Origin of the sequence: Corynebacterium lujinxingii (assembly GCF_014490555.1) — a bacterium.
In the GTDB taxonomy this organism is placed as follows: domain Bacteria; phylum Actinomycetota; class Actinomycetes; order Mycobacteriales; family Mycobacteriaceae; genus Corynebacterium; species Corynebacterium lujinxingii.
Map to the genome: position 1 here is coordinate 2,068,678 of NZ_CP061032.1, position 24,504 is coordinate 2,093,181.

General features: G+C 64.0%; 19 protein-coding genes. 3 read left to right on the plus strand and 16 right to left on the minus strand.

What is annotated here, in order from left to right:
* Window positions 1–23: 23 nt before the first annotated feature.
* From IAU68_RS10205 to IAU68_RS10225, 5 genes are all read right to left on the minus strand, one after another.
* Window positions 24–1,148, minus strand: a complete 1,125-nt coding sequence (locus IAU68_RS10205; protein WP_231699025.1) for an ATP-grasp domain-containing protein — start codon at window positions 1,146–1,148, stop codon at window positions 24–26.
* A gap of 52 nt (window positions 1,149–1,200) precedes the next feature.
* Window positions 1,201–2,271, minus strand: coding sequence for a hypothetical protein (locus IAU68_RS10210; protein WP_171193779.1), 1,071 nt, complete (start codon window positions 2,269–2,271; stop codon window positions 1,201–1,203).
* An 83-nt stretch (window positions 2,272–2,354) separates the two neighbouring features.
* Complete coding sequence (locus IAU68_RS10215; RefSeq protein ID WP_171193780.1) at window positions 2,355–4,820, minus strand: hypothetical protein; 2,466 nt, start codon at window positions 4,818–4,820, stop codon at window positions 2,355–2,357.
* Between the two features lie 12 nt (window positions 4,821–4,832).
* Complete coding sequence (locus IAU68_RS10220; RefSeq protein WP_171193781.1) at window positions 4,833–7,730, minus strand: Rib/alpha-like domain-containing protein; 2,898 nt, start codon at window positions 7,728–7,730, stop codon at window positions 4,833–4,835.
* Between the two features lie 301 nt (window positions 7,731–8,031).
* The gene (locus IAU68_RS10225; protein WP_171193782.1) at window positions 8,032–9,321 is read right to left on the minus strand and encodes an adenylosuccinate synthase; all 1,290 of its coding nucleotides are present in this window, start codon (window positions 9,319–9,321) and stop codon (window positions 8,032–8,034) included.
* A gap of 52 nt (window positions 9,322–9,373) precedes the next feature.
* Between IAU68_RS10225 and IAU68_RS10230 the strand changes: the two genes are divergently transcribed.
* Together IAU68_RS10230 and IAU68_RS10235 are read left to right on the plus strand one after the other, a co-directional pair.
* Window positions 9,374–10,171, plus strand: a complete 798-nt coding sequence (locus IAU68_RS10230; RefSeq protein WP_171193783.1) for a hypothetical protein — start codon at window positions 9,374–9,376, stop codon at window positions 10,169–10,171.
* Between the two features lie 332 nt (window positions 10,172–10,503).
* Window positions 10,504–11,346: a PRC and DUF2382 domain-containing protein gene (locus IAU68_RS10235; RefSeq protein ID WP_171193784.1), complete on the plus strand. Its 843-nt coding sequence runs from the start codon at window positions 10,504–10,506 to the stop codon at window positions 11,344–11,346.
* A 77-nt stretch (window positions 11,347–11,423) separates the two neighbouring features.
* Here IAU68_RS10235 and IAU68_RS10240 read toward each other — a convergent pair whose 3' ends face one another.
* From IAU68_RS10240 to IAU68_RS10275, 8 genes are all read right to left on the minus strand, one after another.
* On the minus strand, window positions 11,424–12,596 hold the full coding sequence (locus IAU68_RS10240; protein ID WP_171193785.1) for an FUSC family protein: 1,173 nt from the start codon (window positions 12,594–12,596) through the stop codon (window positions 11,424–11,426).
* Window positions 12,597–12,697: 101 nt separating this feature from the next.
* Complete coding sequence (gene fbaA, locus IAU68_RS10245; RefSeq protein WP_171193786.1) at window positions 12,698–13,732, minus strand: class II fructose-bisphosphate aldolase; 1,035 nt, start codon at window positions 13,730–13,732, stop codon at window positions 12,698–12,700.
* Window positions 13,733–13,781: 49 nt separating this feature from the next.
* Window positions 13,782–14,996: a glycoside hydrolase family 76 protein gene (locus IAU68_RS10250; RefSeq protein WP_171193787.1), complete on the minus strand. Its 1,215-nt coding sequence runs from the start codon at window positions 14,994–14,996 to the stop codon at window positions 13,782–13,784.
* Between the two features lie 89 nt (window positions 14,997–15,085).
* Window positions 15,086–15,703: a TrmH family RNA methyltransferase gene (locus IAU68_RS10255; protein WP_171193908.1), complete on the minus strand. Its 618-nt coding sequence runs from the start codon at window positions 15,701–15,703 to the stop codon at window positions 15,086–15,088.
* A 31-nt stretch (window positions 15,704–15,734) separates the two neighbouring features.
* Window positions 15,735–16,262, minus strand: coding sequence for an orotate phosphoribosyltransferase (gene pyrE / locus IAU68_RS10260; RefSeq protein ID WP_231699026.1), 528 nt, complete (start codon window positions 16,260–16,262; stop codon window positions 15,735–15,737).
* Entirely contained in the window at window positions 16,262–17,098 is an 837-nt protein-coding gene (locus IAU68_RS10265; protein ID WP_171193789.1) for a type III secretion system chaperone family protein, read from the minus strand. Before IAU68_RS10265 ends, pyrE begins: the two co-directional genes overlap by 1 nt.
* Window positions 17,099–17,127: 29 nt before the next feature.
* Window positions 17,128–17,973 carry a sulfurtransferase gene (locus tag IAU68_RS10270; RefSeq protein WP_171193790.1) on the minus strand — a complete coding sequence of 282 codons (846 nt, stop codon included), beginning with the start codon at window positions 17,971–17,973 and terminating at the stop codon, window positions 17,128–17,130.
* 21 nt (window positions 17,974–17,994) lie between these two features.
* Complete coding sequence (locus IAU68_RS10275; RefSeq protein WP_171193791.1) at window positions 17,995–18,408, minus strand: DUF4265 domain-containing protein; 414 nt, start codon at window positions 18,406–18,408, stop codon at window positions 17,995–17,997.
* 267 nt (window positions 18,409–18,675) lie between these two features.
* Between IAU68_RS10275 and panB the strand changes: the two genes are divergently transcribed.
* Window positions 18,676–19,494 (plus strand): 3-methyl-2-oxobutanoate hydroxymethyltransferase, encoded by an 819-nt coding sequence (gene panB / locus IAU68_RS10280; protein WP_171193792.1) that lies wholly within the window; start codon window positions 18,676–18,678, stop codon window positions 19,492–19,494.
* Window positions 19,495–19,509: 15 nt separating this feature from the next.
* On the opposite strand, the gene panC is transcribed toward panB, so the two are convergent.
* The 3 genes from panC to IAU68_RS10295 all read right to left on the minus strand — a co-directional run bounded on the left by panC (window position 19,510) and on the right by IAU68_RS10295 (window position 24,500).
* On the minus strand, window positions 19,510–20,316 hold the full coding sequence (gene panC / locus IAU68_RS10285) for a pantoate--beta-alanine ligase (protein ID WP_171193793.1): 807 nt from the start codon (window positions 20,314–20,316) through the stop codon (window positions 19,510–19,512).
* A 26-nt stretch (window positions 20,317–20,342) separates the two neighbouring features.
* The gene (gene clpB / locus IAU68_RS10290) at window positions 20,343–22,889 is read right to left on the minus strand and encodes an ATP-dependent chaperone ClpB (protein ID WP_171193794.1); all 2,547 of its coding nucleotides are present in this window, start codon (window positions 22,887–22,889) and stop codon (window positions 20,343–20,345) included.
* Between the two features lie 279 nt (window positions 22,890–23,168).
* Complete coding sequence (locus IAU68_RS10295; protein ID WP_171193795.1) at window positions 23,169–24,500, minus strand: sodium/glutamate symporter; 1,332 nt, start codon at window positions 24,498–24,500, stop codon at window positions 23,169–23,171.
* Window positions 24,501–24,504 lie beyond the last annotated feature (4 nt).

The following is a 24,504-nucleotide window of genomic DNA, read 5'->3' on the forward strand; positions in this document are numbered from 1 at the left end:
GGCGATACACAATATGGTGTGACCTATCCCTCTATGGCGTTTTCCTGGGCTTTCTTCATTGCACGGGCCGCATTGTCGGTGCGCACGCGCGCTTCAGCGGCGGAGTCAGCGGTGGAGAAGATCAGGGTGTCGTCGTTAAGCAAACGCACCGTGGTCTCCTCGACGGCCATGGCGACGGCGATTGCCTCGAGCGAGGGGCGGACGCCCGGAAGGAAACGCACCGCGCCCGGGCTGACGAGCGTGGAATCGATCGGCAATTTCTGCGTCGCACGCGCCTGCAGATCGAACTGATTGACGCGCTGCGTGGCCAGGGTGACCAGGCCGTCGCGGCTCGGGCGCGGGGTGACCTGGGAGAAGTAGACGTCGTCGCCGGAGACGAACAACTCGATGGAAAACACGCCGCAACTGGCCAGCGCGCCGGTGATGCGCGCGGCGATGGAACGGGCGTTGTCCATCGCACCTTGCGGAAGCGGCGCGGGCTGCCACGCCTCAACCAGGCGACCCTCGCGGTGGTGAGTGCCAATCGGCTCGCAGAACCATGTGGCCAACTGGCCCGTCTCCGGGTCGATGGAACGGGCGGCGAGGATGGTGCACTCGAAATCGAAATCGATAAACCGCTCCACCACTGCACCCTGGCCGACGCCACGGTCGGCGTTCGACCAGGCGACCGCAAGATCCCCGCTCGAGCGCACGAAACTAAAGCCCTCGCCGTCGTTCGACGTCGGCGCCTTGACCACACACGGATACCCAATGCGCTCGATGGCGTCCTGCATCTCCTGCGGCGTGGACGCGAACTCATAATCCAGCGTCGGAAGCCCCAGTTCCTCGCTCGCCTGCTTACGTACTGCGAGGCGGTCCGCGGTGTGGTGGCACGCGCTTACCGACGGCGCCACCTCCGCCCCGGTCTCCTCCGCCACCGCCGCAACCTCGGCCAACGCGTCCGGAGAATCGCCCGTGGTGGCGATCAGCTGGGGGCGGAATTCCCTCGCCTGAGACACGGTCCCTGTTTGGATCTCGTTGCCCAGACGTTGGTACGCCTGTGCCAGCTCACGCGCCATCGGCGAAGTGCCCAGGACCAGCGTGCGACGCGGCTCCAGCGGGCTGTTCGGGCCGGTGCCCATCTGCTCTGCATTATGCGGAACGGTCATGGGCACCGATTATCCCATAGTTATGGGTTCACCCCTATCCGGCGAGGCGGAATTAGTTGGTGGCCGCTGCCTTCGGTGCCTCGGTCTCCTTCTTGCTCACGTTGGCGTTCCAGGAAGAGCCACGGTCAGCCGGGGCGGACGAGGAGGAAGAACCGTTGCCCAGGCATGCTGCGAGCACACCAGCCAGCAGGGTCAGGCCGACGCCAGCGCCAGCGACTGCAAGTGCGGCGGAGCCTGCGGTCAGGCCGAACCGCTTCAGCGCGGCATTCGCGGCCTCAACCTGGGAAGCAACCTGCGGGTTGAGCAGGCCAACCTGCGACTGGATCGCGGAGTTGGCCTGACGGATCTGCGCACCGAGCTGGTCGCCGAGCTGCGACGCGCCGCTGATCGCCAGCTGGGATACCAGCGCAACCGGGATCAGCGCCAGCAGCGGCACACCAAGGCCGAGCAGGGCAACCTCGCACTTGCCCGGCAGGCCGGACTCCTGCGAGGAACCAGTCAGAGTGCCCTGTCCCTCAGCCGAGGAACCTGTGCCCTCGATGGAGGAGCCGGTGCCGTTCTCAGAAGACAGCGTGCCCTCGGTGGCGAAACCGGAGTCAGCCAGGGAGGAGCCGGTGCCCTCGGTCTCGGAGGAGGATAGACGGTCAAACAGGTCCGCGATACCGGCAGTGGTCTCGGTATCTTCGGTGCTCTCCTCGACCGCGGTGGTGTCGCCAGCGGAGACGTTGAGGTCAATGTTCAGCGAGGGGCCGACCTTCGGGTTCGCCTTGATCTGCACCTTGGTGCTGCCGGACTTCGGCGCGGTAAGGCTCAGCTTGGAGCCGTCCAGCTGGGCGATCTCGCCGCCAGCGTTGAGCTCGAACAACGTGCCCAACGGAAGGTTGGCGATGGTGCCCAGATCGAAGCTGGTGGACTCGCCACGCTTGATGGTGATGTCGCGCTTGAAGTTGATTTCCTTCGCGTCGGTGTCTCTATCGGCGGCCTTGTCGGTTCCGTCGCTCGAGGACAGGTTCACGTCATCAGTCTGCGCGGACGCGACCGGCGCGAGCGACGGTGCGACGAGGGCTGCTGACAGCGCAGCTGCGACGAGGGTGCCCTTGCGAGCGACGTTGTTCTTAAACATGCAGGCTTCCTTTCGAAAACAGTGAACTGGATTCGAAAGGAAATCGTCACACACGGCCCGTGCGTTACAAGGAGGGGGCTGACTTAGAACGGCAGCTTGAGCTCACCACCGTTGTTGTACCACCAGCCGAAGAGCGCAGCCATGGCCCCAGCGATCGCAAGGACGATGCCCGCAATCGCGCCGTCGCTTACCGACGACCCCTTCTCCGCCGGCTTCTCCTGCACCGGACCGCGTGTCTCAGTCACCGGAGCCGGAGCGGGCTTCGGGCGCGGAGTCACCTTCGTCGCCGCGGCCGAGTTCTGCGAAGCCGATGCGTTCGGCGCCGCTACCGGACGCAACCGCTCCTCCACGTGGTTCTTCCGGTCCTGATCGGCATTCGCCGCGGGTAGTTCTGCGAGTACCTTCTTCGCCTCTGCCTGGGTGTAGTCGGCCACCGGAATCTCGTAGGTCTCAGCGAAGACGCGTTCGTTCGATTGGTTGGTTACGACCAGCTCAATCGGGGTGTTCGGCCCGGTGACACCATCCAGGTTCTGCAGCGGAAGCGCGAGGTCCCTAATGTGGTTCTTCTTGTCCGGCATTCCGGGCAGGGGGATTTCGCGGCTCACTTCCTGACCATTGCCCCAGTGCGCAGTCACTGTGAACGTGTGCGCGTCGAACCCCTTGTTCTGCACGCGAACATTAATTTCGTTGTCGTCGCGGCCGACAACGATGGAGTTGCCGGCTTCGTCGTTAAGCGTGAGCCCTGCCTCCTTGTTGTGGGACTCAGAGGCAGCAAGCGCCAGCTCATACACCGACATATCCTCCCGGACAACACGCTCCTCCGCGTCCGGCAACCCTACGATGCCCTCGGCTCTGCCGATGTAGTTGGAGCGAAATACGAGGTTGTCCCAGTCTGCGGGGATGTTGGACTTGCCTACGAAGCAATTCTCATTTTTCTTGACCCACTCCGGGCAGCGTTCATATAAGAAGCGGTTCGAAGTGCGCTCGTACTTACCTGCAGTTGTGGGTTGTTCCGACAGGTTGAGCTTGGAGAACTGGTACAGGTAGTTCATCGCCGACCTATATTCGGGGATGCGGTTACGCTCCTGCATTCCCTCCGGGTAAGTCTCCATCAACTGTTTATATGCCTGTCGTTCCGGGGTCTCCGCACCATCGTGACTGAGCCCAAGCACGTGACCAAACTCGTGGAGAATCGTGCCGTTGAGCTCGGCGTTGTCTAAGCCTGCACCCTTAGCGGCGAAGAAGCTCTCACCTTTCAGCCCGATTCCCGAGGAGTCTATGAAACGCGGATGAGCCGAGATCCGGTCACCAAGTACACCGACGTTCCACACCGCGCCACGCTCGCCCAGGAGGTCCTCGCGCCACTGCTGCAACTGGCCGGCGTACTCGTTGGGGTCGTTCGAAAATGCGAACTTGCTGTACGGCAAAACATCCTCGTTGGGCCCGCCGTGGCGATCCTCCAAATCGATCCGAGACGCGTACAACGCGCCCGCATCAATGTGGAGATTGATCCCGTGCTGATCGAAGAGTTCTTCCAAATCCTTCAGCATGTCAGAATTCGGGCGGTAGAACTCCTTGTTCGCACCGTCACATTCTTCGAACTTCAGAGCCCCTGATGCTGAGGCTTCGAACCGCTCCCGGCTAGTGCACCCGCGGGCCTCAAACTCCGATGGCATCCAGTTCAGCTGCAAGAAAACATCCGGCCGCTGCGGATCAGCACCCCACCGCGGCAAATCCATCACCGTGCCGTCAGTGAGTGTGAAACCCTCTTCTTCCCAAATGTCAGGAAGCCCGTCGCCATCGCTATCAGCGGCATCCTGCGGGGTGGTCACGTCGAAACGGACACTGGTCTCCAGCCGGCCAGTGCTATCGAGGCTTTCCCGCCAACTACCGTTCTGCACGCCCGCGAACTCACCTACGACCCCATTGCGGTCAGAGGAGAGGGTCTCCCCTATCGACTGCGTGCTGCCAGCAACAGCGCTCGTCCGGGTGCCTTGACCGAAGGTGACATCGACTTCGTGACCGGGGTCCACCGGAGTGAGATGAAAAGAGTTTTTCTGCTGGTCGTAGGTGGCTGTATAACCAGTCACCAAATTATTGATCCACGAAGTTGAAGACACCTTCACCCATGTACCCGGGTTGCCTTCGACGACCGTTTCCACTTCAGTGGAGGCCCCGTCGATAGTGAACGTGCGCGTGATGGTGGCATCGCCGCTCTTTGTCACGTGCGTGACTACATTTGCGCCGCCAACCTGCTCCCGAGTCGTCGTGGTGTTCTTGTCCCAGTCAACCGGGCTGCCTCCCACCCAAACATCGGTAAGCGCGCTAATCGTCATTTTTCCCGGCACCGAGTATGGGTGGGCAAAGTGAAGGTCGGTCTGTCGACCTAAGCTCACCACAACACCATCGAAGGCACCGTTCGAAGCATCCTGGTCAACGCGGTATCCCGCATCAATTTTCACAATGTCCGCGTCAGCCGGAGTGACAGTTTCAGCCGCCACCACGGCACCAACCATCAACGCCGCGAGCGCAGTCTTTTTCAACGTCACAATTCCATCCCTTTAAATGTTGATTCCGAATTCACGCAGCGCACCACGCACCGCATCTTGATTGATGTACAGCGCCCAGCCGACGCCACCGATCGCGGCCAGCAGGCCAAGAACAACTGCGAGGACAGTCGTGCCCTGCGCACTCGAACCGGAGGAGCCACAACTCGAGGTGCTCGACATGCTGGAACCGCTCGAGCCGCTCGACGCGCCCTCGCACTGCGACGCATCCGACGCGCCAACGCCGACAACCTCCACCTGAGCCTGGATGCGTTTCAACGACCCATCCGCAAACCGTGCATCCACCGGAATTTTCGTCGTACCCGGGGTTGCACCGGTGTCCGCATGCACGGTGATCGCACCGGTCGTCGGGTCGATGACCGTCCTCAGACCTGCAACTTCACCCGCTAGCGAGTAGGACGCACCCACAGGCTCGATCAACCGCGCTACGGCAGACGCGCCTTGTGTGACCCGGATCGGCCGGTACTCCGGTTTGAACGCATCCGCCTGAGACTCGGTTGCTTCCAAGGTGACACGCACTATCTTCTGGGAACCATCCGGGAACGTGACGCGCACCGGCACCACGACCCGATCCGTCGGCTTCACGTTCTTGTTGGTGACGACGGTGATTTCGCCCGTGGTGTCGTCGATAAGCACCGTCCAGTCCTCATTGGAGAACTCGTCCAACGCAAAAGTGGTGCCGTCCGGCAGGTCCGCAATCGCCTTCACATCCAACGCGACGCCCACCGGGAGTTGCACCACAGCATCGCTCACCGGAGTAGTTGCTGCCATCGAGTTGCCCACCTGCGGGTCAACGAACGCCTTGATGGTTTCGTGCGAACCGTCCGAGTAGGACACCACAACCGCCACCTCGGCGCCGTTCTCACCCGAGGAGGGAGCAGTCGCCGTAATCAAGCCGGTTTCACGGTCAACGCGAATCCCCCATCCGTTCAGCGAGGAGTTGGCCCGGTCCAACGCGAAGGTTGTGCCCTCCGGCAGATGTGGATCACCGACCTGCTCAACGAGAACCTGCTCACCCGGTGCAGCGGTGCGCCCGACCTCGTACTTCGGGTCATATGCGTCAGCCAGGTCGCCCTGAATCGCCTCGAACTCTGCCTCCGTCCGGTCGGTGGTGCCGTCTTCGTACGTCACCGTCACCGGAACGCTGAAGCGGTCCCCGGGCTTCGCACCTTGCGGCGCGGCGAACACGACTCGCCCGTTGTCCTTTAGCGACGCGCGCTCGTCTGCAATCTCAAACTTTGCCACGCCCGCAGTGCGCAGCGGTTGCCGGTAAAACTCACGCCCGTTGATCAATCGCGTGAAGTTCGGAGTTACCGACGTTGCAGCCTCGCCCACTCGGACGTATGTCACCGGGTACACCGGCTCGAACTCGGTATTGCGGGGGCCTGCCGAGACAAACGGCGGGACCTCCGTCGGCTGACCATCCGTCACCACGACAACCTGCGGCTTCGGATCGTTGTGGTCCTCCGGGGTCTTCACAGATACGACGTACTCGCCGTCCGGGAGCTCCGGAATCGTGAACTCACCGTTCTCGTCGGTCTCAACAGGCTCGCCAACCTGATTGCCCTCGCCGTCGGTGACAGTCACCTTCGACGGAGTCCGGTTACCGGCCCCGTCCGTGCTCGGCAGCGGGTTGCCCTTGTCGTCAATGACCTTGCCTACGATCGAGCCGGTTGCTGGCGTCTTTTCCTCCGTGGTGGGCTTCGAGATCGGCCCCGGCAAAATCTCAATCTTGTCCGACACCGGCACCGGAACCGGGGTCACCGTCACATCAACCGACGGCGTGCCCTCCGGGCTGACAGTCACCGTGCCCGGGTAAGCAATCGAATACCCCGGTAGGTCCGAAACCTCAACCGTCTGCTCACCCGCCGGCACATTCTCAATCGTGTACTCACCATTGGCATCAACCGTCGCCGACTGACCACCAATAGTCACCGTGACAGACTTGCCCTCCGGTAAACCATCAATCTTGCCCGACACCGTCGACGGGTTCGGCGACACATCCATCAGCTGCGTGTTCTGGTTCTTCTTCACCGTCACCGTCTGATTAGCAGTCGCGGTGTAGCCATCCTTCGGCGTGACCTCAACGGTGTAATCACTCGTCGGGACCTGATCCAGGTTCAGGTTGCCGCTTTCATCCATCGGCACCTCAAGACGCTCACCCGTCTCCGGATCAACCAACTCAACCGTGCCGACAGCCTCCGGATCAACCGAACCAGACACCGAACCTGTATCACGCGTCGGTGCAACATTCTCCAGCTCGGTGTTGTTGTCCTTCTCCACCGTCACCGTGTGATCCGCAGGCGCGGTGTAGCCATCCGCCGGAGTAACAACAACCGTGTAGTCACCCGTGGGAACCACACCCAGATTCAGGTTGCCGTTGTCATCAACAGACACCTCACGACGCTCACCGGTTGCGGTGTCAACCAACTCAACCCAGTCAACCGCACCCGGATCAACCCAACCAGACACCGATCCAGCATCACGCGTCGGCGTAACATCCATCAGCTGCGTATTCTGATCCTTCTCCACCGTCACTGTCTGATAAGCAGGCGCGGTGTAACCATCTCGCGGCGTGACCTCAACCGTGTAATCACCCGTCGGAACATCAGTCAGGTCCAGGTTGCCGGATTCATCCATCGGCACCTCACGACGCTCCTGCGTCTCCGGGTCAACCAACTCAACCCTGTCAACGGCATCCGGATCAACAGAACCCGACACCGAACCGGTTTCCGACGCAACTACCGAATTGTCCGATTCGGCGGCCAGAGTGAATCGGTGCGTCACTGTGGGTTGTACAAGTGGTGCGACCAGCGCGATGGACAAAGCCGCCGCAGCGACGCTTACGCCCTTCCGTTTGCGGTGCTCGTTTCTGTCACTGCTTGTGGCCATGTGGCTTCCTTGGGATGTTTGGGGAATTTGCCGAGCACACCGCGAATCAAGATTATTCACTGCTGTGACTTGGCTGAATGTTCGCGGACAAGCGTAGTTGGAGTCGCACCGTCATTCACCTAAAAATTCACACAATCCAAAACAGCGGCCCCGGTAACCATTTGATTACCGGGGCCGCTGGTGTCGATCTCCGGGAGCGCGTCCTTGACGGCCTGCTTCGCCTCGTCGGAGGTGGGAGCAGTTGCCTTGACGACGCCATCATGGCCAGCCTCGAACTCCCAATCCGTGTCCGCCTGGTGAGCTACCGCTCCATCACGTCGTTGCGCACGATCGTCTGGTCGCGGCCGGGGCCAACACCGATGTATGAGATCGGCGCGCCGGACAGCTCCTCGAGGCGCAACACGTAGTCGCGGGCCTTCTCCGGTAGCTCCTCGAACGTGCGACATTCGGTGATGTCCTCGTCCCACGCCGGCATCGTCTCGTAGATGGGCGTTGCGTGGTGGAAGTCGGTTTGGGTGAGCGGCATTTCGTCGAAACGCTTGCCGTCCACGTCGTAGGCCACGCAGATCGGGATTTCGCCGATGCCGGTGAGCACGTCGAGTTTGGTCAGGAACAGGTCCGTGAAGCCGTTGACGCGGGAGGCATAGCGGGCGATCACACTGTCGTACCAGCCGGTGCGGCGCTTGCGGCCGGTGTTCACACCGACCTCTCCGCCGGTGACCTGGAGGAACTCGCCCCACTTGTCGAACAGCTCCGTCGGGAATGGGCCCGCGCCCACGCGGGTGGTGTACGCCTTGATGATGCCCAGCGACGCAGTAATCCGCGTCGGACCGATGCCCGCGCCCACGCAGGCGCCACCGGCGGTGGGGTTCGACGAGGTCACGAACGGGTAGGTGCCGTGGTCGACATCCAACATCGTGGCCTGGCCGCCCTCCATGAGGACGTGCTTGCCGGCATCGAGGGCGTCGTTAAGCACGCGCTCCGCGTCGATCACCATCGGCGCGAGACGCTCGCCGTAACGGCCGAAGTAGTCCATGGTCTCTTCGACGGAGATGGCGCGCCGGTTGTACATCTTCACCAGCATCTGGTTTTTCACGTCGAGGGCGGACTCGATCTTCTGGCGCAGGATGGATTCGTCGAAAACGTCCTGCACGCGCAGGCCCACGCGCGCGACCTTGTCGGCGTAGGTCGGGCCGATGCCGCGGCCGGTCGTGCCGATCGCACGCTTGCCCAGGAAGCGCTCCTGCACGCGGTCCAGCTGTTGGTGGTAGGGCGCGACCAAGTGCGCGTTGGCGGACACTCGCAGGCGAGAAGCGTTGGCACCGCGGGCTTCGAGGCCGTCGATTTCGTCGAAAAGCGCCTCGAGGTTGATCACCACACCGTTGCCCAGGATCGGGGTGGCGTTTTCGGATAGGACTCCGGCGGGCAGCAGCTTCAGCTCGTACTTCTCCCCACCGACGACCACGGTGTGCCCGGCATTGTTGCCGCCGTTGGGTTTGACCACGTAGTCGACTTTGCCGCCGAGGATGTCGGTTGCTTTGCCTTTGCCTTCGTCGCCCCACTGGGCGCCGACGATAATGATGGCGGACATCACGCACTCCTTATATATGGCGTTTCAACGCGCATATTGTAGCGTGAGCGCCATGCGGCTCATCCACTGCGCATGCGGCGCCTCGCTTATCGACGACTCCCTCACCGCCGAGCAGTTCACCCTCCCCGAGCTGCCCACACAGAAGGACCTGAAATTCCTCGATCGGATCGCCCGCGAGGTGTTGCCAGAGGATCCAACACCGTCACTTGACGAAATCCAGCGCAACCCCGCAGTCGCCCACCTCGGCGCGCCGAACTTCGCTCCGCAGCGCCCGTCCGAGCCGCTCCGCATTATCGTTTCCGGCTCCGACCGCGCGTTGGGCCTGGTACTTACCCGCCTGATGCGAGCCGACACGATGTGGGCCGAGGTCGCCTACTTGCCGGTGGATCCCCAATCCCCCGCCGCGGTGTTGTGGGGCGCGGGCTCGGTCGACCTTGCCGTATCCGGCCCGGTGCGCCCGATCCCGTGCATCCGCACCGACTTCGGCGAGGTGGCTGCCGGTTCCGCCGAACTGTTCACCGGCGACGGCGGGGGACGCTACATCGGCGAGGTCGTGGTCGATTCCGACGTACTCGTCTCCCCCGAGAAGGAATACGGCGCGCGCCTGGTCCCCACGGTGGATGCGCCGGGGATTGCGGCGGTGCCGTACGTGACGCCGGTCGTCGATAAGCGACGCATCTTCCGCCGCACACCGCGGCTCGACGGCACACGCGCGCTGACCGGCCGCGCCCTGCAGTCGGGCGGCAACGAGATCGCGGTGCGTATCGACGACCACCTGCGCCCCCGCCCCGTCAACCGCGTCACCTTTTACCGCCATTTGCGCGACATTCAGGCCGTCCGGGGCTCTTAGAATCGTTGTGTGATTTATCTCACATCAGGGTTTTCTATGCCCCTTCGGTACGTGACCGTTACCTTGACGAAACCTCGCGTTCGTATTCGCAACTCCCCCTTTGGATGACGTGACTTACGTTACGGCACGTCATAGGCCTAATCGAGGGGCTACCTGAAGCTGGCGGGTTTGTCCCTCGAACATACGTTCAGCCTCTTATATTTGGACGTGCGTTCAAGCGGGACGGGGTGGCCGTGGTTACATTCGGATTTGTTCCCGCAACGACCGAGCGAAACGCTCAACCTAATGCGGAACCGAACAAAACTTACTTGCCCGAATCTTTAAGGAGAATCATGGCTGACTTCAACCGCATCGAGGACCTCGCAAACGCGACCGCTTACGACTCCAACGGCGACAAGGTCGGCGGCGTCAAGGACGTTTACGTCAACGACACCACCGGCCAGCCGGACTTCGTTTCCGTAAACCACGGCCTCTTCGGTGGTGGCGACTCCATCGTCCCGCTGCGCGGCCACACCCTGCGCGACGGCGAGCTGCACCTCGCATTCCCGAAGGACCGCATCGAGGACGCTCCGGATCTGGACGAGAACGGCCACCTCACCACCGAGGACCAGGAGGCGTTCTACCGCCACTACGGCCTGGAGAACACCCAGGACGTGACCACCTACGAGACCGACCAGAACGCTGGCTACGCTGCTGGCGCTGGTGCCGCTGCAGGTGCTGGCTACGCCGCTGGTGAGCGCGAGGTCGAGACCGACCGCGCTGAGATTGCAGACCGCGACCGTCAGGTTGACAACGAGGGCGAGATCATCCGTTCCGAGGAGCAGCTCAACGTCTCCAAGGACCGCGTTGAGTCCGGCCAGGTTCGCCTGCGCAAGTACGTCGTGAACGAGACCGAGACCGTCGACGTCCCGGTTGAGCGCGAAGAGGTCCGCGTTGTCCGCGAGCCGATCACCGACGCTGACCGCGCTAACTACGACGGCAACATCGGCGAGCAGGAAGCATCCGTCACCCTGCACGAGGACCGCGTCAACGTCTCCAAGGACTCCGTCCCGGTGGAGAAGGTTTCCCTGGAGAAGGACACCGTCCAGGACTCCGAGCGTGTTTCCGAGGAGGTCCGCAAGGAGCGCTTCGAGACCGACGGTGTTGTCGAGGGCGATGTCCGCGACAACAAGTAAGCGCTAACGCTTCATAAGGCTTCAGGCCCCGGCTCCGGCCGGGGCCTTTTGCTATGCCCGCAAGCGGTGCGCGGCAGTTACTCGAAGTCGAATGTTTCCGGCTCGTACTTCGGCGTCGTGGATGTGGGCACCAGCGCCGCCAGCGCCGATTCACGCGACATGCCGCACACCATCAGCAGATCCACAATCAACGAGCGCGTCTGCGCCAAGATCGCATACGCCGAGAGCACCGCGTTTTCCGGAACGATGTCCATACCGGCGCGCTGCGCGGCCATGCGCAACTCGTTGACGCAGTCCGGAATCACCTTCGCCTGCGCCACACGCGAGTTCACGTCGTACACCTCGGACAGTTCCAGGCACACGTGCGAGAGCTGGTCGAGGATCTCCACCTGCGTCTGCGTCGCTTCGTCGTCGTCCTCTACCAACACCTGCGCACGCCGGGCCAGCACACGCGAGGTGCGCACCGCGTTATCCACCGGCGGAATCACACGCGCCAGGGAGTTGATGTAGCGGCGCGTACCCCACAGAAAAGGCGAGACGCGGCTGGCTTCCTCACCAGACTTGATGGCGGCCGCGAGGTCGTCGATACCCGTCTGCGTACCGCGGATCATGTCCAACGCCTCATGAATCACCTGCGGGTCCTTATTCTGGATACCGGTGGCCACGTCGTCGAGTACCGAACTGACAATGCCCATCACCTTGGACACCTCCGCGCGTGCCGACGACATCGGCGCCTGCGGAATCAACGCAATCGTCGCCATCGCCACCAGACAGCCGATGACGGCGTCGACGGTGCGGTCAATGCCCGTGACCTCCGCCCCCGGCGGCATGATCGTCGCAATCAGAATGGCACCGATGGCGGCCTGGTTGTTCACCAGGATCGAACTGGAGAAGAACGAGGCGATAAGCAGTGATCCGGCGACGATGACCGCGATCTGCCAGCCGCCGTCGCCAAGCCTGTAGAAGATGAGATCGCCCACCAGCACGCCGAGCACACAGCCCAGCGCCATGTCCACCGACTTGGACACGCGGTCGCCGCCGGACATCCCAATGATGATGACCACACTGATCGGCGCGAAGAACGGCCGCGGGTGTCCGGCGACGTCGCGGGCTAAGAAGTACGCAAACCCGGCAGCGAGGCCGATCTGCAGGATCGGCAGCAGGCGCTTGCGCACACGTTTCAAACGCGACAGGAGCGACTTGTCTACCAACTGGAGCCGCTCGCGCGTGCTCATCCTCTGCTTCGCCATGGTTCAACAGTGTAAACGGCACACCAAACCGTCGGGCGGATGCAAAAACAAAAAGGCGCAGGCCGAAAACAGCCTGCGCCTCACCTATTGGCAGCCGGGGTCTACTTGGACACGGTCTTGCCCACGGAGTGCAGATCCTGGCAGGACTCGATGACGCGCTCGGTCATCGCGGCCTCAGCCTTCTTCAGGTAGGAACGCGGATCGTAGGTCTTCTTGTTGCCCACTTCACCGTCGATCTTGAGCACGCCGTCGTAGTTGGAGAACATGTGGGCCGCGACCGGGCGGGTGAACGCGTACTGGGTGTCGGTGTCCACGTTCATCTTGATCACGCCGTAGCGCAGCGCCTCTTCGATCTTCTCCTTCTCGGAGCCGGAGCCGCCGTGGAAGACGAAGTCGAACGGCTGGGCGCCCTCATCGAGGCCCAGCTTGCGGGAGGCGACCTTCTGGCCCATGTCCAGCACCTCCGGGCGCAGCTTCACGTTGCCCGGCTTGTACACGCCGTGGACGTTGCCAAAGGTCGCAGCCAGCATGTAGCGGCCGTTCTCGCCGGTGCCCAGGGCGTCGACGGTCTTTTCAAAGTCAGCCTCGTTGGTGTACAGGTTCGCGCCGGCCTTCGCCTCGACGCCGTCCTCTTCACCGCCGACGACGCCGATCTCCACCTCGAGGATGATGTTCGCCGCGTGGGCCTTGGCCAGCAGCTCCTGCGCGATCTCCAGGTTTTCGTCGATCGGGACTGCCGAGCCGTCCCACATGTGGGACTGGAACAGCGGCAGCTCGCCGCGGTCCACGCGCTCCTGGGAAATCGCGATCAGCGGGCGGACGTAGTCGTCCAGGACTTCCTTCTGGCAGTGGTCGGTGTGCAGCGCGATGTTGACGTCGTAGTGCGCCGCGACCTCGTGCGCGAACGCTGCCAGCGCCTTCGCGCCCGCCACCTTGTTCTTCACCCCCAGGCCGGAACCGAACTCGGCGCCGCCAGTGGAGAACTGGATGATGCCGTCGGACTCGGCCTCCGCAAAACCCTTGATGGCCGCGTTGATGGTCTCCGACGAGGTGCAGTTGATCGCCGGGAACGCGAAACCGCCCTTCTTGGCGGTGTCCAGCATCTGGTTGTAAACCTCGGGGGTTGCGATGGGCATGGAAATCCTCCTGCTAACGGGATCAGTTACGCCTCCCAGTATGCCCCTTTTACGCGTGTGCTGCAGCCACCTTCGCGGCAGCTTCGAGCAGCATCCAGCCGGAAAGTTGGACGGAAAGGTCGCGCTCGTCGATACGCACAAGCCCCACGGCCTCGCTTATCGACGACGGCCCCAACCCGTAGTTATGCGGCAACTTTGCATCCTGCGTCCACTCGGCGGCGAACACGGGCAGGCCGTCGACCTCGAGGCGGTGCGACCACAACGACTCAGCGGACTGCATGACCAGGCGCGCCGCGATCTTGCGGGTGGCGATGTTCTCCTTGGAATCCTCCGGCAGACGCACCGCAACCTCGGCGAGGTAGCGCGCGAGGATGCCCTTGAACAGGCCGCCGTCGCCCTCGAGCGACTCCTCCGGCGGGCTGAGCAGCACGCCCTGCGGGGTGGCCATGTCCAGCGCGATCGCCTGGACGATGGCGCGAATGTGGGTGATGTAGAACATCGACGCGTCGGCGCGCTCGGAGTACTCGAAGGAATCGATGGGTTCGTCGTGGGCGAGGCCGACGTCGCCGCGAAGCGCTAGGGCGATCTCCAGGCTCGCGCCGAGCACGGTGCCCTGGTTGTAGGTGTAGACCTTGTCCACCACTTCGGGGCCGGACATGCGCATGCGGATGCCATCGGAAAGCAGGCCGTCCTCGCGCACGAGGGAGTCGAAGATCCAGTCCACAATCTCGCGCGCCTTGTCCAGGCGTCCGGTGCGGGCGAAGACCATGGCGGCGGTGGCGTTCGACGGGATGTTGTAAAACGTCTCGCCGGCGCGCCACGGCAGCACCCCAACGACCGGGTCGATGCCGGCGAGCAAGTCGAACTCCAGATCCTGCAGCGCCCGCGGACGTTTCACAGTGGTTTTGCCGTTCTCGCGCGGCAGCTGGCTGGCACGATCCCAGGCGAGCGCGAGCCACGCCTTGTCGTCGAAGTACTGGTTGCGCGTGAGTCTGCCCCGGTTGCGACGCTGCACCGTACGCAGGGTGTTGGCGATGCGGCGACGACGCGTCTTCGTCGCCCGCCGCGCCGTGGCATCCACCTGGCAGTCGAGGTACTGCGCCTGCCACCAGTAGTGCCAGTGCCAGAAGATCTTGTCCTTCAACCCCGGCGGCCAAGTGACCACGGCCATGTTCGTCTTCGGCATCCACCAGAGTTTCTGGGCGTGACGTTCAGTGATCGCCGATTCAGCCAAGTCGGCTCGGTGCGCCCAGGTTTCCGGCACGGATGTCTCCTTTTGTGTTGTTGCTTCCTACTTATATTGCCAGAGCACCCGGATGTGTTTCACCGGGTTTCGCTGGGTTTTACTGGGATTTACCAAGCCTGCGACAGGTCCGCGTGCTGGCGGATCCAAGCGTGCATCGCGATACCGGCGGCCACGCCCGCGTTGATCGAACGGGTCGAGCCGAACTGCGCGATCGAGCAGGTCATCACCGCCGCCTGCTGCGCGGCCTCGGTCACGCCGGGCCCTTCCTGCCCGAACAGCAGGACGCAGTCGCGCGGCAGCTCGGCGGTTTCCAGGGGCACGGATCCGGGGGTGTTGTCGATGGCGACGACCGCAAGACCGTTGTCCTCCGCCCACGCGATCAGGTCCGCCATCGACTCGTGGTGGCGGATGTGCTGGTAGCGGTCCGTAACCATCGCGCCGCGCCGGTTCCAGCGCTTGCGGCCGACGATGTGCACCTCCTTGGCCAAAAAGGCGTTGGCGGTGCGCACGACGGTGCCGATGTTCATATCGTTTTCAAAGTTCTCGATCGCCACATGAAACGGGTGCCGGCGCGTGTCCAGGTCCGCCACCACGGCGTCGAGCGACCAGTAGCGGTACTCGTCGACAACGTTTCGCGTGTCGCCGTGTTCCAGGTACTCCGGGTCGAGGCGCGGGTCGTCGGGCCACGCGCCTTCCCAGGGGCCGACGCCGTGGCGGCCCTCCATCCACTCGGTCGGGCCCTTCGCAGGTTCCAACTCAGGCAAGCCCGAGGTCCTCCAGGCCGAGGAGGTAGCGGTACTCCAGGCCGGCGTCGCGAAGCACCTGGTCCGCACCGGTCGCGCGGTCCACCACGGTGGCAACGGCGACTACCTCGGCGCCCTCTTCGCGGCACGCCTCCACAGCAGTCAGCGGCGAGTTGCCGGTCGTGGTGGTGTCCTCCACGACCAGCACGCGCTTGCCCTTGATCGACGGGCCTTCGATGCGGCGCTGCATACCGTGCTTCTTCGCCTCCTTGCGCACCACGAACGCGTCGATCGGGCGCCCCTCGGCGTGCATCACGGCGGTGGCCACCGGGTCCGCACCCAGGGTCAGGCCGCCGACGGCGTCGAACTCCAGATCGTCGGTCAGTTCGCGCAGCAGCTTGCCGATCAGCGGGCTCGCCTCGTGGTGCAGCGTCGCGCGACGCAAATCCACGTAGTAGTCGGCCTCCTTGCCGGAGGACAGCGTCACCTTCCCGTGCACCACGGCAAGTTCTTTGACCAGTTCAGCGAGTTGTTCCTTCATCATTTCTCCTCCGAATCAAATATCGACGACGGCCCCTGCACCCGCCGCACCCGCGTCAAGTCCGTGACGTTGTGGGCGTCGCCGGCGATGGCGGTCACGTCGTCGTCGCCAAGATCGCGCTCCTCCACCTCGCCGCGCTCCCCGCCAGTGGTGCGGGTCGGCAGCTCCACCGGGTCGTCGGGTCGGGCACTTCGCTTCTCGACAACCCCCTCACCCACAACATCCACCACCTGCAGTGGCGCCGCCTCGCGTGGGGGCAGAGTGCGTGCGGCGTCGGCAAGCAATGCGAGCGGTGCGAGTGCCGCGTCCCAGTCCTCGGCGGCGGCATCGGGTGCGAACTCGCCGATCACCCACGCGCCTTCGAACCACACGGCGGACACGGATTTCGGCAGGGTGGCAAGGGCGGTGCGCACGCGTTCGTCGATAAGCCTGCGCGCGGGACCGGCACTCGTGGCGTGCACGGTGAACCCACCTTCACCGGCTACCTCGAGCAGGTCGTCATCGCGCTGCGCGGGCGCGAACCCGTTGCGGCGCATATCGACCACGACGTCGGCCTCCCGGCCCGTCGGCACCGCGAGCACCGTCACCCCACCGAGGTCAGCGAGGTGCACATCGTGGCCATACGCCGATCCGGAGACAACCTCGCGCGCCGTCGCACCCCGTGAAGCCGCGCCACGCGTCCACTCCCCCGCCAACAGGTCATCCACCTTGGCAAACGTGAACCCGTGCTCGCGTGCCCACGCCCGGCGCGGGCTGCGCTGGCGGGCATCGGCGATAAACAGCGCCACACCGGCGGCCAGCGCCGCAAACGCGAGGACTAAAAGGAGAGCAACCATCGGCGACGATGTTACCGCGCCCGCCGACACTAAACGTTCGCGGCCACCCGGTTATCCCGGTTCGCACTCCACTGCGACCAGCCGCCCACGTAGTGCGTGAGCACCGGCAGGCCGGCGTGTTCCATCGCGGCGAGCAGCAGCGCCGAGTGGTTGCCGGAACCGGAGTAGACGATGACATCCGCCGGGTTCGTGTTCTGTGTGATGCCGTGCTCCGCCAGAGTCGCGCGGATGTGGTCGGTGTCTTTGACGGTGCGGGTGGTGTCGTCGAAAAGCATGCTCACCGGTAGGTTCACCGCACCCGGGATGTGACCCGCACGCAGGTCTAGGATCTCCCGGCGGCCGTCGAAGCGGCGCTGATCGCGCGTGTCCAGGAGGCTGCCGTTAAACGCGCGCACGTCTTCCATCGTGGCCGTCGGCAGCGAGTTTGCGTTCAACGCCTCCGGCTCGCGCGGGACGACGATGCCGCCGGGTCCGGCGATCGTTTTGAAGCCACCGCGGTGCCATGCGGCGTACCCGCCGTCGACAATGTGCACATTGTCCACGCCCGCCCAACGCAGCACCCACCAAGCGCGCGCCGCGAACAGACCCGAGCCGCCGTCGTAGATGTAGACCGGCTTGCCGTCCTCGATCCCCCAATTCGCCACCGCCTTAGCGACGACATCCAGCGACGGCAAGGGGTTACGCCCCACCTGCCGACCCGGCATGCTCGCCAGCTGCGACGACGGGTTGCAAAACAGCGCCGTCGGCACATGCTCGGACTGGAACTTCGACCAGGCCTTGCCTTCCTGCGCGTCCCACAACGCGGCGATTACGGTCTGCTTCTGGCCGGTCTGGACACGCTCGTTGAGTTCAGCTGCGGAGACAAAGACGCTCATGGGCGCCAGTGTAACGGGTGTCTACGCCATGTACCCGGGAGCGAGCTGGATAGCGCCCTGTTCAGCCAGGCCGCCCAGCCACTCCGTGATCCCCTCGCGCGGGCAGTCTGCACCGATGCTGGCGGCGAGCATCCCACCCGGGCCCAACTCCACCCGGCACCCGAACGCGAGCAGGGTCTCCGCGATTTCCCGCGGGTTCTCATCCTCCGGCAGCACGCGCACCGTCGACGCGCCGCCGCGCACCACCACCTTGTCAACGTGGAACGCGCCGCCGACCTTCACGCACTGCACAATGTCGCCCAGCGCGAGCGTCGTATCGACGAACGGCACACTCGCCACCACAAAATGATCCCGCCCGATCTGCTGCGCCTGGAGCTGCTCGCTTTCCACGCCGGGGATAACGACGCGGGTGAGAATCGTCGTGGTTGCTTGCATGGATGGCAGTGTATCGCGCCGGCGCAAACCGGCTGGTGTGTTTGGTAGGTTGCTGCTCTCCGACTTCATTCGTAGATGTGAGGGGCAGGATGTGAGGGGTTCGCCAACGCCCGGAAGCACCCGAAACAATGACGGCGAACCCCTCACATCCTTCCCCTCACATTTGGTTTGGTTTTTGGCCGGGACTGCGGACACAAGCACCCTGGGGTAAGCATCTAGCCGCCAAAAACGGCGAGAGCCTATGAACACAACGGCTAGGCTGCATACGTGTCTGGTTATCTCACTCCGAAGAAGAAGGTCTGGGTTGCAGATCTCGTCGCTAAGAAAGCGCACGGGGAGAAGTGGGCGATGCTCACGGCGTACGACTACGCCACGGCGCGCACTTTCGCTGCTGCTGGCATCGAATGCCTGTTAGTTGGCGACTCCGCCGCGAACGTCGTCTACGGATACGAAACCACCAACCACATTTCGCTCGACGAGATGGCCTACCTCGGCGCCGCCGTCGTGCGCGGGGCCGGCAACGCGCTGGTGGTCATCGACCTGCCGTTTGGCACCTACGAAGCGAGCGACGAACAGTGCGTTCGCACCGCCACTGAACTCGTCCGACGCACCGGCGCGAACATGGTCAAGTTGGAAGGTGGCTCGCGCATCGCTCCCCGTATCCGCGCACTGAAGCAGGCCGGGCTCGCCGTCTGCGCCCACGTCGGATTCACCCCGCAGTCAGTGGACAACCTCAGCGGATTCAAAGTCCAGGGCCGCGACGACAGCGCCGACCAACTGCGGGCGGACACCGAAGCGGTAACGGAAGCCGGCGCCGACATGGCGGTGTTCGAAATGGTCCCGGCAGATCTCGCCACGGAGCTCACCGCGGCGTGCCCGGCCCCCGTCATCGGGATCGGCGCCGGGGCCGGGACCGACGCCCAAGTGCTGGTGTGGCACGACATGGCAGACTTTCCCGCAGGCGACCACCGGGCACGGTTTGTGCAGCGCTTCGGCTCAATCGGCGCCGACCTCGCAGCGGCCGCGGCGGACTACAAACGCGCCGTGCACACCGGACAGTTCCCGGCACCGGAGCACACCTTCTAACCGGACCGGCGCGGGTCACACCTCGATGGCGACGTTATCGAGCAACCGCGTGTTGCCTACCTTCGCAGCCACGAGCAGGCGGGCTGGTCCGGAGTAGTCTGCGGGAAGTTCGGACAGGTCGGGGGCGGTGGTGATGAGGTAGTCGATGTCGATGCTGGGGTCGTCGTCAAGCAATGCCCGCGCTTGCTCGAGGCTCCCGGTGGCCAACGCGCGCGGTATCGCGAGCGCGCGCGTGCGTTCCGCTGCAGACAGGTAACGATTGCGCGACGACAGCGCGAGACCGTCCTCGTCGCGCACAATCGGGCAGCCGTGGACGCGCACAGGCAGGTGAAGGTCCTCGACCATCTGCCGGATCAGCGCCAACTGCTGGTAGTCCTTCTCTCCGAAAAACGCGTCGGTGGCGCCGGTGAGGTTGAACAACTTCGCCACCACCGTCAGCACACCCGCGAAGTGGGTCGGCCGGGTTTTGCCCTCCAGCACCGCACCCAGCGGGCCGGGCTGCACCGTGGTGCGCGGACCGTGCGGGTACATCGTCTCCGGCGAGGGCGCGAACACGGCGGCAACGCCCTCCGCCTCGAGTTTGGCCACGTCTTCGTCCAACGTGCGCGGGTACGCTTCCAGATCCTCGCCCGGCGCGAACTGCAACGGGTTCACGAAAATGCTGACCACCACTGGGTGGCCGAGCTTACGCGCTTCACGCGCCAAGGTGAGGTGGCCTTCGTGCAGGGCGCCCATGGTGGGAACGAGTGACAGGCCGGCGTCCTCACGCGTGCCTGCCAGGGTCTGCTGAAGTGCTTCCGGGGTATGAACAATTTCGGTCATACCCCGATTATCCTCCCGGATCAGTACTACGCCGCTGACACGTCCAGCGATTCGCCACCGTCGGCGACGTCGACGTGCACGGTGTCGCCGTCGCGGATGTCGCCGGCCAGCAGTTTCTTCGCCAGACGGTCGCCGATGGCCTGTTGGATCAGGCGGCGCAGCGGGCGGGCGCCGTAAGCCGGGTCGTAGCCGCGCTCGGCGAGCCACGACTTCGCGGAGTCGGAGACGTCCAGTGTCAGTCGGCGAGCAGCGAGGCGCTCGGCCAAGCCCTCCAGCTGGATATCGACGATGCCCACCAACTGGTCCTGGCTCAGCGAATCGAACACCACCACGTCGTCGAGGCGGTTGATGAACTCCGGCTTGAAGTGGTGCTTGACCGCCTCCATGATCTGCTCGCGGTTACCGCCCGCGCCCAGGTTGGAGGTCAGGATCACCACCGTGTTGCGGAAATCCACCGTGCGTCCTTGTCCGTCGGTGAGGCGGCCTTCGTCGAGCACCTGCAGGAGCACGTCGAAGACGTCGGGGTGGGCCTTTTCCACTTCGTCGAAAAGCACGAGCGAGTACGGGCGACGACGAACGGCCTCGGTGAGCTGGCCGCCAGCGTCGTAGCCGACGTATCCCGGAGGCGCACCGACGAGGCGGGCGACAGAGTGCTTCTCGCCGTACTCGGACATGTCGATGCGGATCATGGCGGTTTCGTCATCGAAGAGGAACTCGGACAGCGACTTGGCCAGCTCCGTCTTACCCACGCCGGTCGGACCGAGGAAGAGGAACGAGCCGATCGGACGGTTCGGATCCGCCACACCCGCACGGGAGCGGCGCACCGCGTCGGACACCGCGACAACGGCATCCTTCTGGCCGACGACACGCTCGCCGAGGACGCGCTCCATGTTGAGCAGCTTCTCGGTCTCGCCCTGCATCATCTTGCCGGCCGGAATGCCGGTCCAGGACGACACGACGTCCGCAATGGTGTCCGGGGTGACCTCCTCTTCCAGCATCGTTTTGTTGCTGGCCTCGGATTCCACCTTGGCCACCTCGGCCTCCAGTTCCGGGATGCGGCCGTAGCGCAGCTCGGAGACCTTGGCGTAGTCGCCGTCGCGCTCCGCGATCTCGGACTCGTTGCGCAGGCGCTCGAGCTCCTCCTTCGCGGACTGGACCTTGTTCACCTCCGCCTTCTCGTTCTCCCACCGGGCCTTCATCTCGCCGAGGCGCTCGCGCTGGTCGGCGAGTTCCTCGCGCAAGTGCTCCAGACGTTCCTGGGAGGCGGCGTCGGACTCCTTCTCCAGCGCGATCTCCTCGATCTCGAGGCGGCGCACGACACGCTCCAACTCGTCGATCTCCTGCGGGGAGGAATCGATTTGCATGCGCAGGCGGGAGCCGGCTTCGTCGACAAGGTCAATGGCCTTATCCGGCAGGAAGCGGTTCGTGATGTAACGGTTGGAAAGCTCCGCAGCCGACACGAGCGCCGAGTCCTGGATGCGCACGCCGTGGTGCACCTCGTAGCGCTCCTTCAGGCCACGCAGGATGCCGATGGTGTCCTCCACCGTCGGCTCGCCCACGTACACCTGCTGGAATCGGCGCTCGAGTGCGGCATCCTTCTCGATGTACTGGCGGTACTCATCCAGTGTCGTCGCACCGACCAGACGCAGCTCACCGCGGGCGAGCAACGGCTTGATCATGTTGCCGGCATCCATCGCCGAGTCGCCGGAAGCGCCGGCGCCGACGATGGTGTGCATCTCGTCGATAAACGTGATGATCTGCCCGTTCGACTCCTTGATCTCGTCGAGGACAGCCTTGAGTCGCTCCTCGAACTCGCCACGGAACTTCGCGCCCGCGACCATCGAGCCGAGGTCCAACGAAATCAGCGTCTTGCCCTTCAGCGACTCCGGAACGTCACCTGCGACGATGCGCCGCGCCAGGCCCTCCACGATCGCAGTCTTACCGACGCCCGGCTCACCGATGAGCACCGGGTTGTTCTTCGTGCGGCGCGAGAGCACCTGCACCACGCGGCGGATCTCCGAATCGCGCCCGATCACCGGGTCGATCTTGCCCTCACGCGCCCGGGCCGTCAGGTCCGTGGAGTACTTCTGCAGCGCCTGGAACTGGTCCTCCGGGTTCTCCGAAGTGACCTTCTTGCCGCCGCGCACCGACGGGAACGCCTCCTTGAGTGCGTCGAACGTCGCGCCGCGCTTGTGCAGCAACTCGGCGGCGTCATCCTTGCCCTTGGCGATACCGGCGAGGAGGACCTCGGCGGAGACGTATTCGTCGCCAAGCTCGCCCGCAAGATCCTGCGCCGTACTCAGCGCGGTCTGCAGATCGCGGTTGATGCCCGGGTTAGCCATGCCCTGGCCCTCCGCGCTCGGGTAGGAACTAATCAGCTCGCCGGCCTCGCGCGCGACAGTCTCTGGGTCAACGCCCGTGGCCTTGAGCACCGGAGCTGCGATGCCATCCTCCTGCTTGAGCAGCGCCTCGAGCACGTGCGCCGGGCGCATATCCGGGTTCCCGGCGGCGGAGGCGCGCATCTGCGCTTGCTGCAGGGCCTCCTGGGTTTTCTGTGTGTACTTGGATGCCATGAGTGCATCGTCCTTTCGTGGTTAATTTTGTTTCGCACCCCGTATAACGCACGAAAGGTTGAGTCTGTTCCTGTCAACAAGAAAAAAGTTGCGCAGAGGTGGCTCAAGTGCGAATCTGCTAGTGACACGCCGGGGGGAACTAGCAGATCAGTTCGTTGCGCATCTGTATTCGCAGATGATAATGAAAACCCGTCGCAATAAAAACGCGATCTGCTAGTGGCGTTCGTGAGCGACTAGCAGATCGCAAAAAGCGCACCCCGCTTTACGACGACCCCCGCTTTACGACGACTCCTCGCGCACCGGTATCCACTTCAGCACGTACGCCATCACCACCACCGCAACGGCGACCGCGAAGGACACCCACGCGAACCCGGTGACAAACCCGGCGATGACGGCAATCGGCGCGAGGATGGTCATGCCGATCTCGAACGGGGCGAAGCCGACGTAGGCCACGCCGTACTCGTTCAGCGTGCCGGATTTGAGTTTCGGGTCCACCATCTTCAGCAGCGCGATGCCGGTGGCAACCGCGGCAGTGGCCCAGCCCCAGCCGAACAGGCCGCGCTCGAGCCACTTTTCGCCGAAGAAGCGCGGACCGGCCCACAGCATCCACACCAGGCAGAACACGGTGCCGAGCACGAACAGGACCACGAGCGCCTGCCAGTAGCCGGCCAGCGCGGCCGGCACGATGGAGGCGATGCCGAAGGCGATCATGTAGTCGGTGGCAGCACCCGAGACCGAGTTAATGGTGGAGCTGTCCAGGTAGTTCGGACGGCCGGCGAGCTTCAGCACGAGACGCCCGATAAGCCCGACCACGAACGCCATGGCGAACAGCGGGATGGACACGTTCGACCACTGGTCCTTAATCACCGAGTTGAGCATGTAGGCGATCAGCACCGTGAACACGATGAAGCCGGCGTGCAGCGCGAGCGGCTCGATGGACGACGGGTTGGTCGTGGCCTTGCCGATGGATGGGCGTTCCGCTTCGTTGCGGATGTAGCCGGTGCGCAGGTCGTCGGGAAGCGTGCCCGCGAGCTGCGAGGCTTTGCCCTTGCGGATGCCCCAGTTGGCCATGATCACGCCGCCGACGATCGCCACGAGGGTGCCCACGGTGGCGGAGGTGAAGCCGAGCGAGGATGCGCCCTCCACGCCGATTTCCTCCAGCGCAGAACCGACTGCCGCGGCGGTGCCGAAGCCGCCGACGAAGCCGACGGGCAGCATCATGCCGAACCACGGCTCGGTGCCGAAGACCGGCGCGAACAGGTACATGCCCAGCAGCATGAACAGGCCCCACTGGCCCATGAACATTGCGGTGGAGTAGCCCCACATGTTGCGCGCGCCCGAGGCGACGGAGCCGCCGAGTTCCATCGAGTACGCCATCGATGCGAACACCACCGCAATCAACAGGGTGGTGTAGGTGCCCACCTGGTCGGACCAGTTGATCACGCCGAGCATTTCCGGCCCGAGGATAAGCCCGAGCAGGCCGGCGGTGATCGGTGCGGGCAAGAGCAGCGCCTGCAGCACGCGCAGGCGGTTGCGCAGGATGTTGCCGATAATCAGCAGGATGGAGATCCAGCCGATGTCGGTGAGTAGCGTGTACGGGGTGAACTCCATCGCA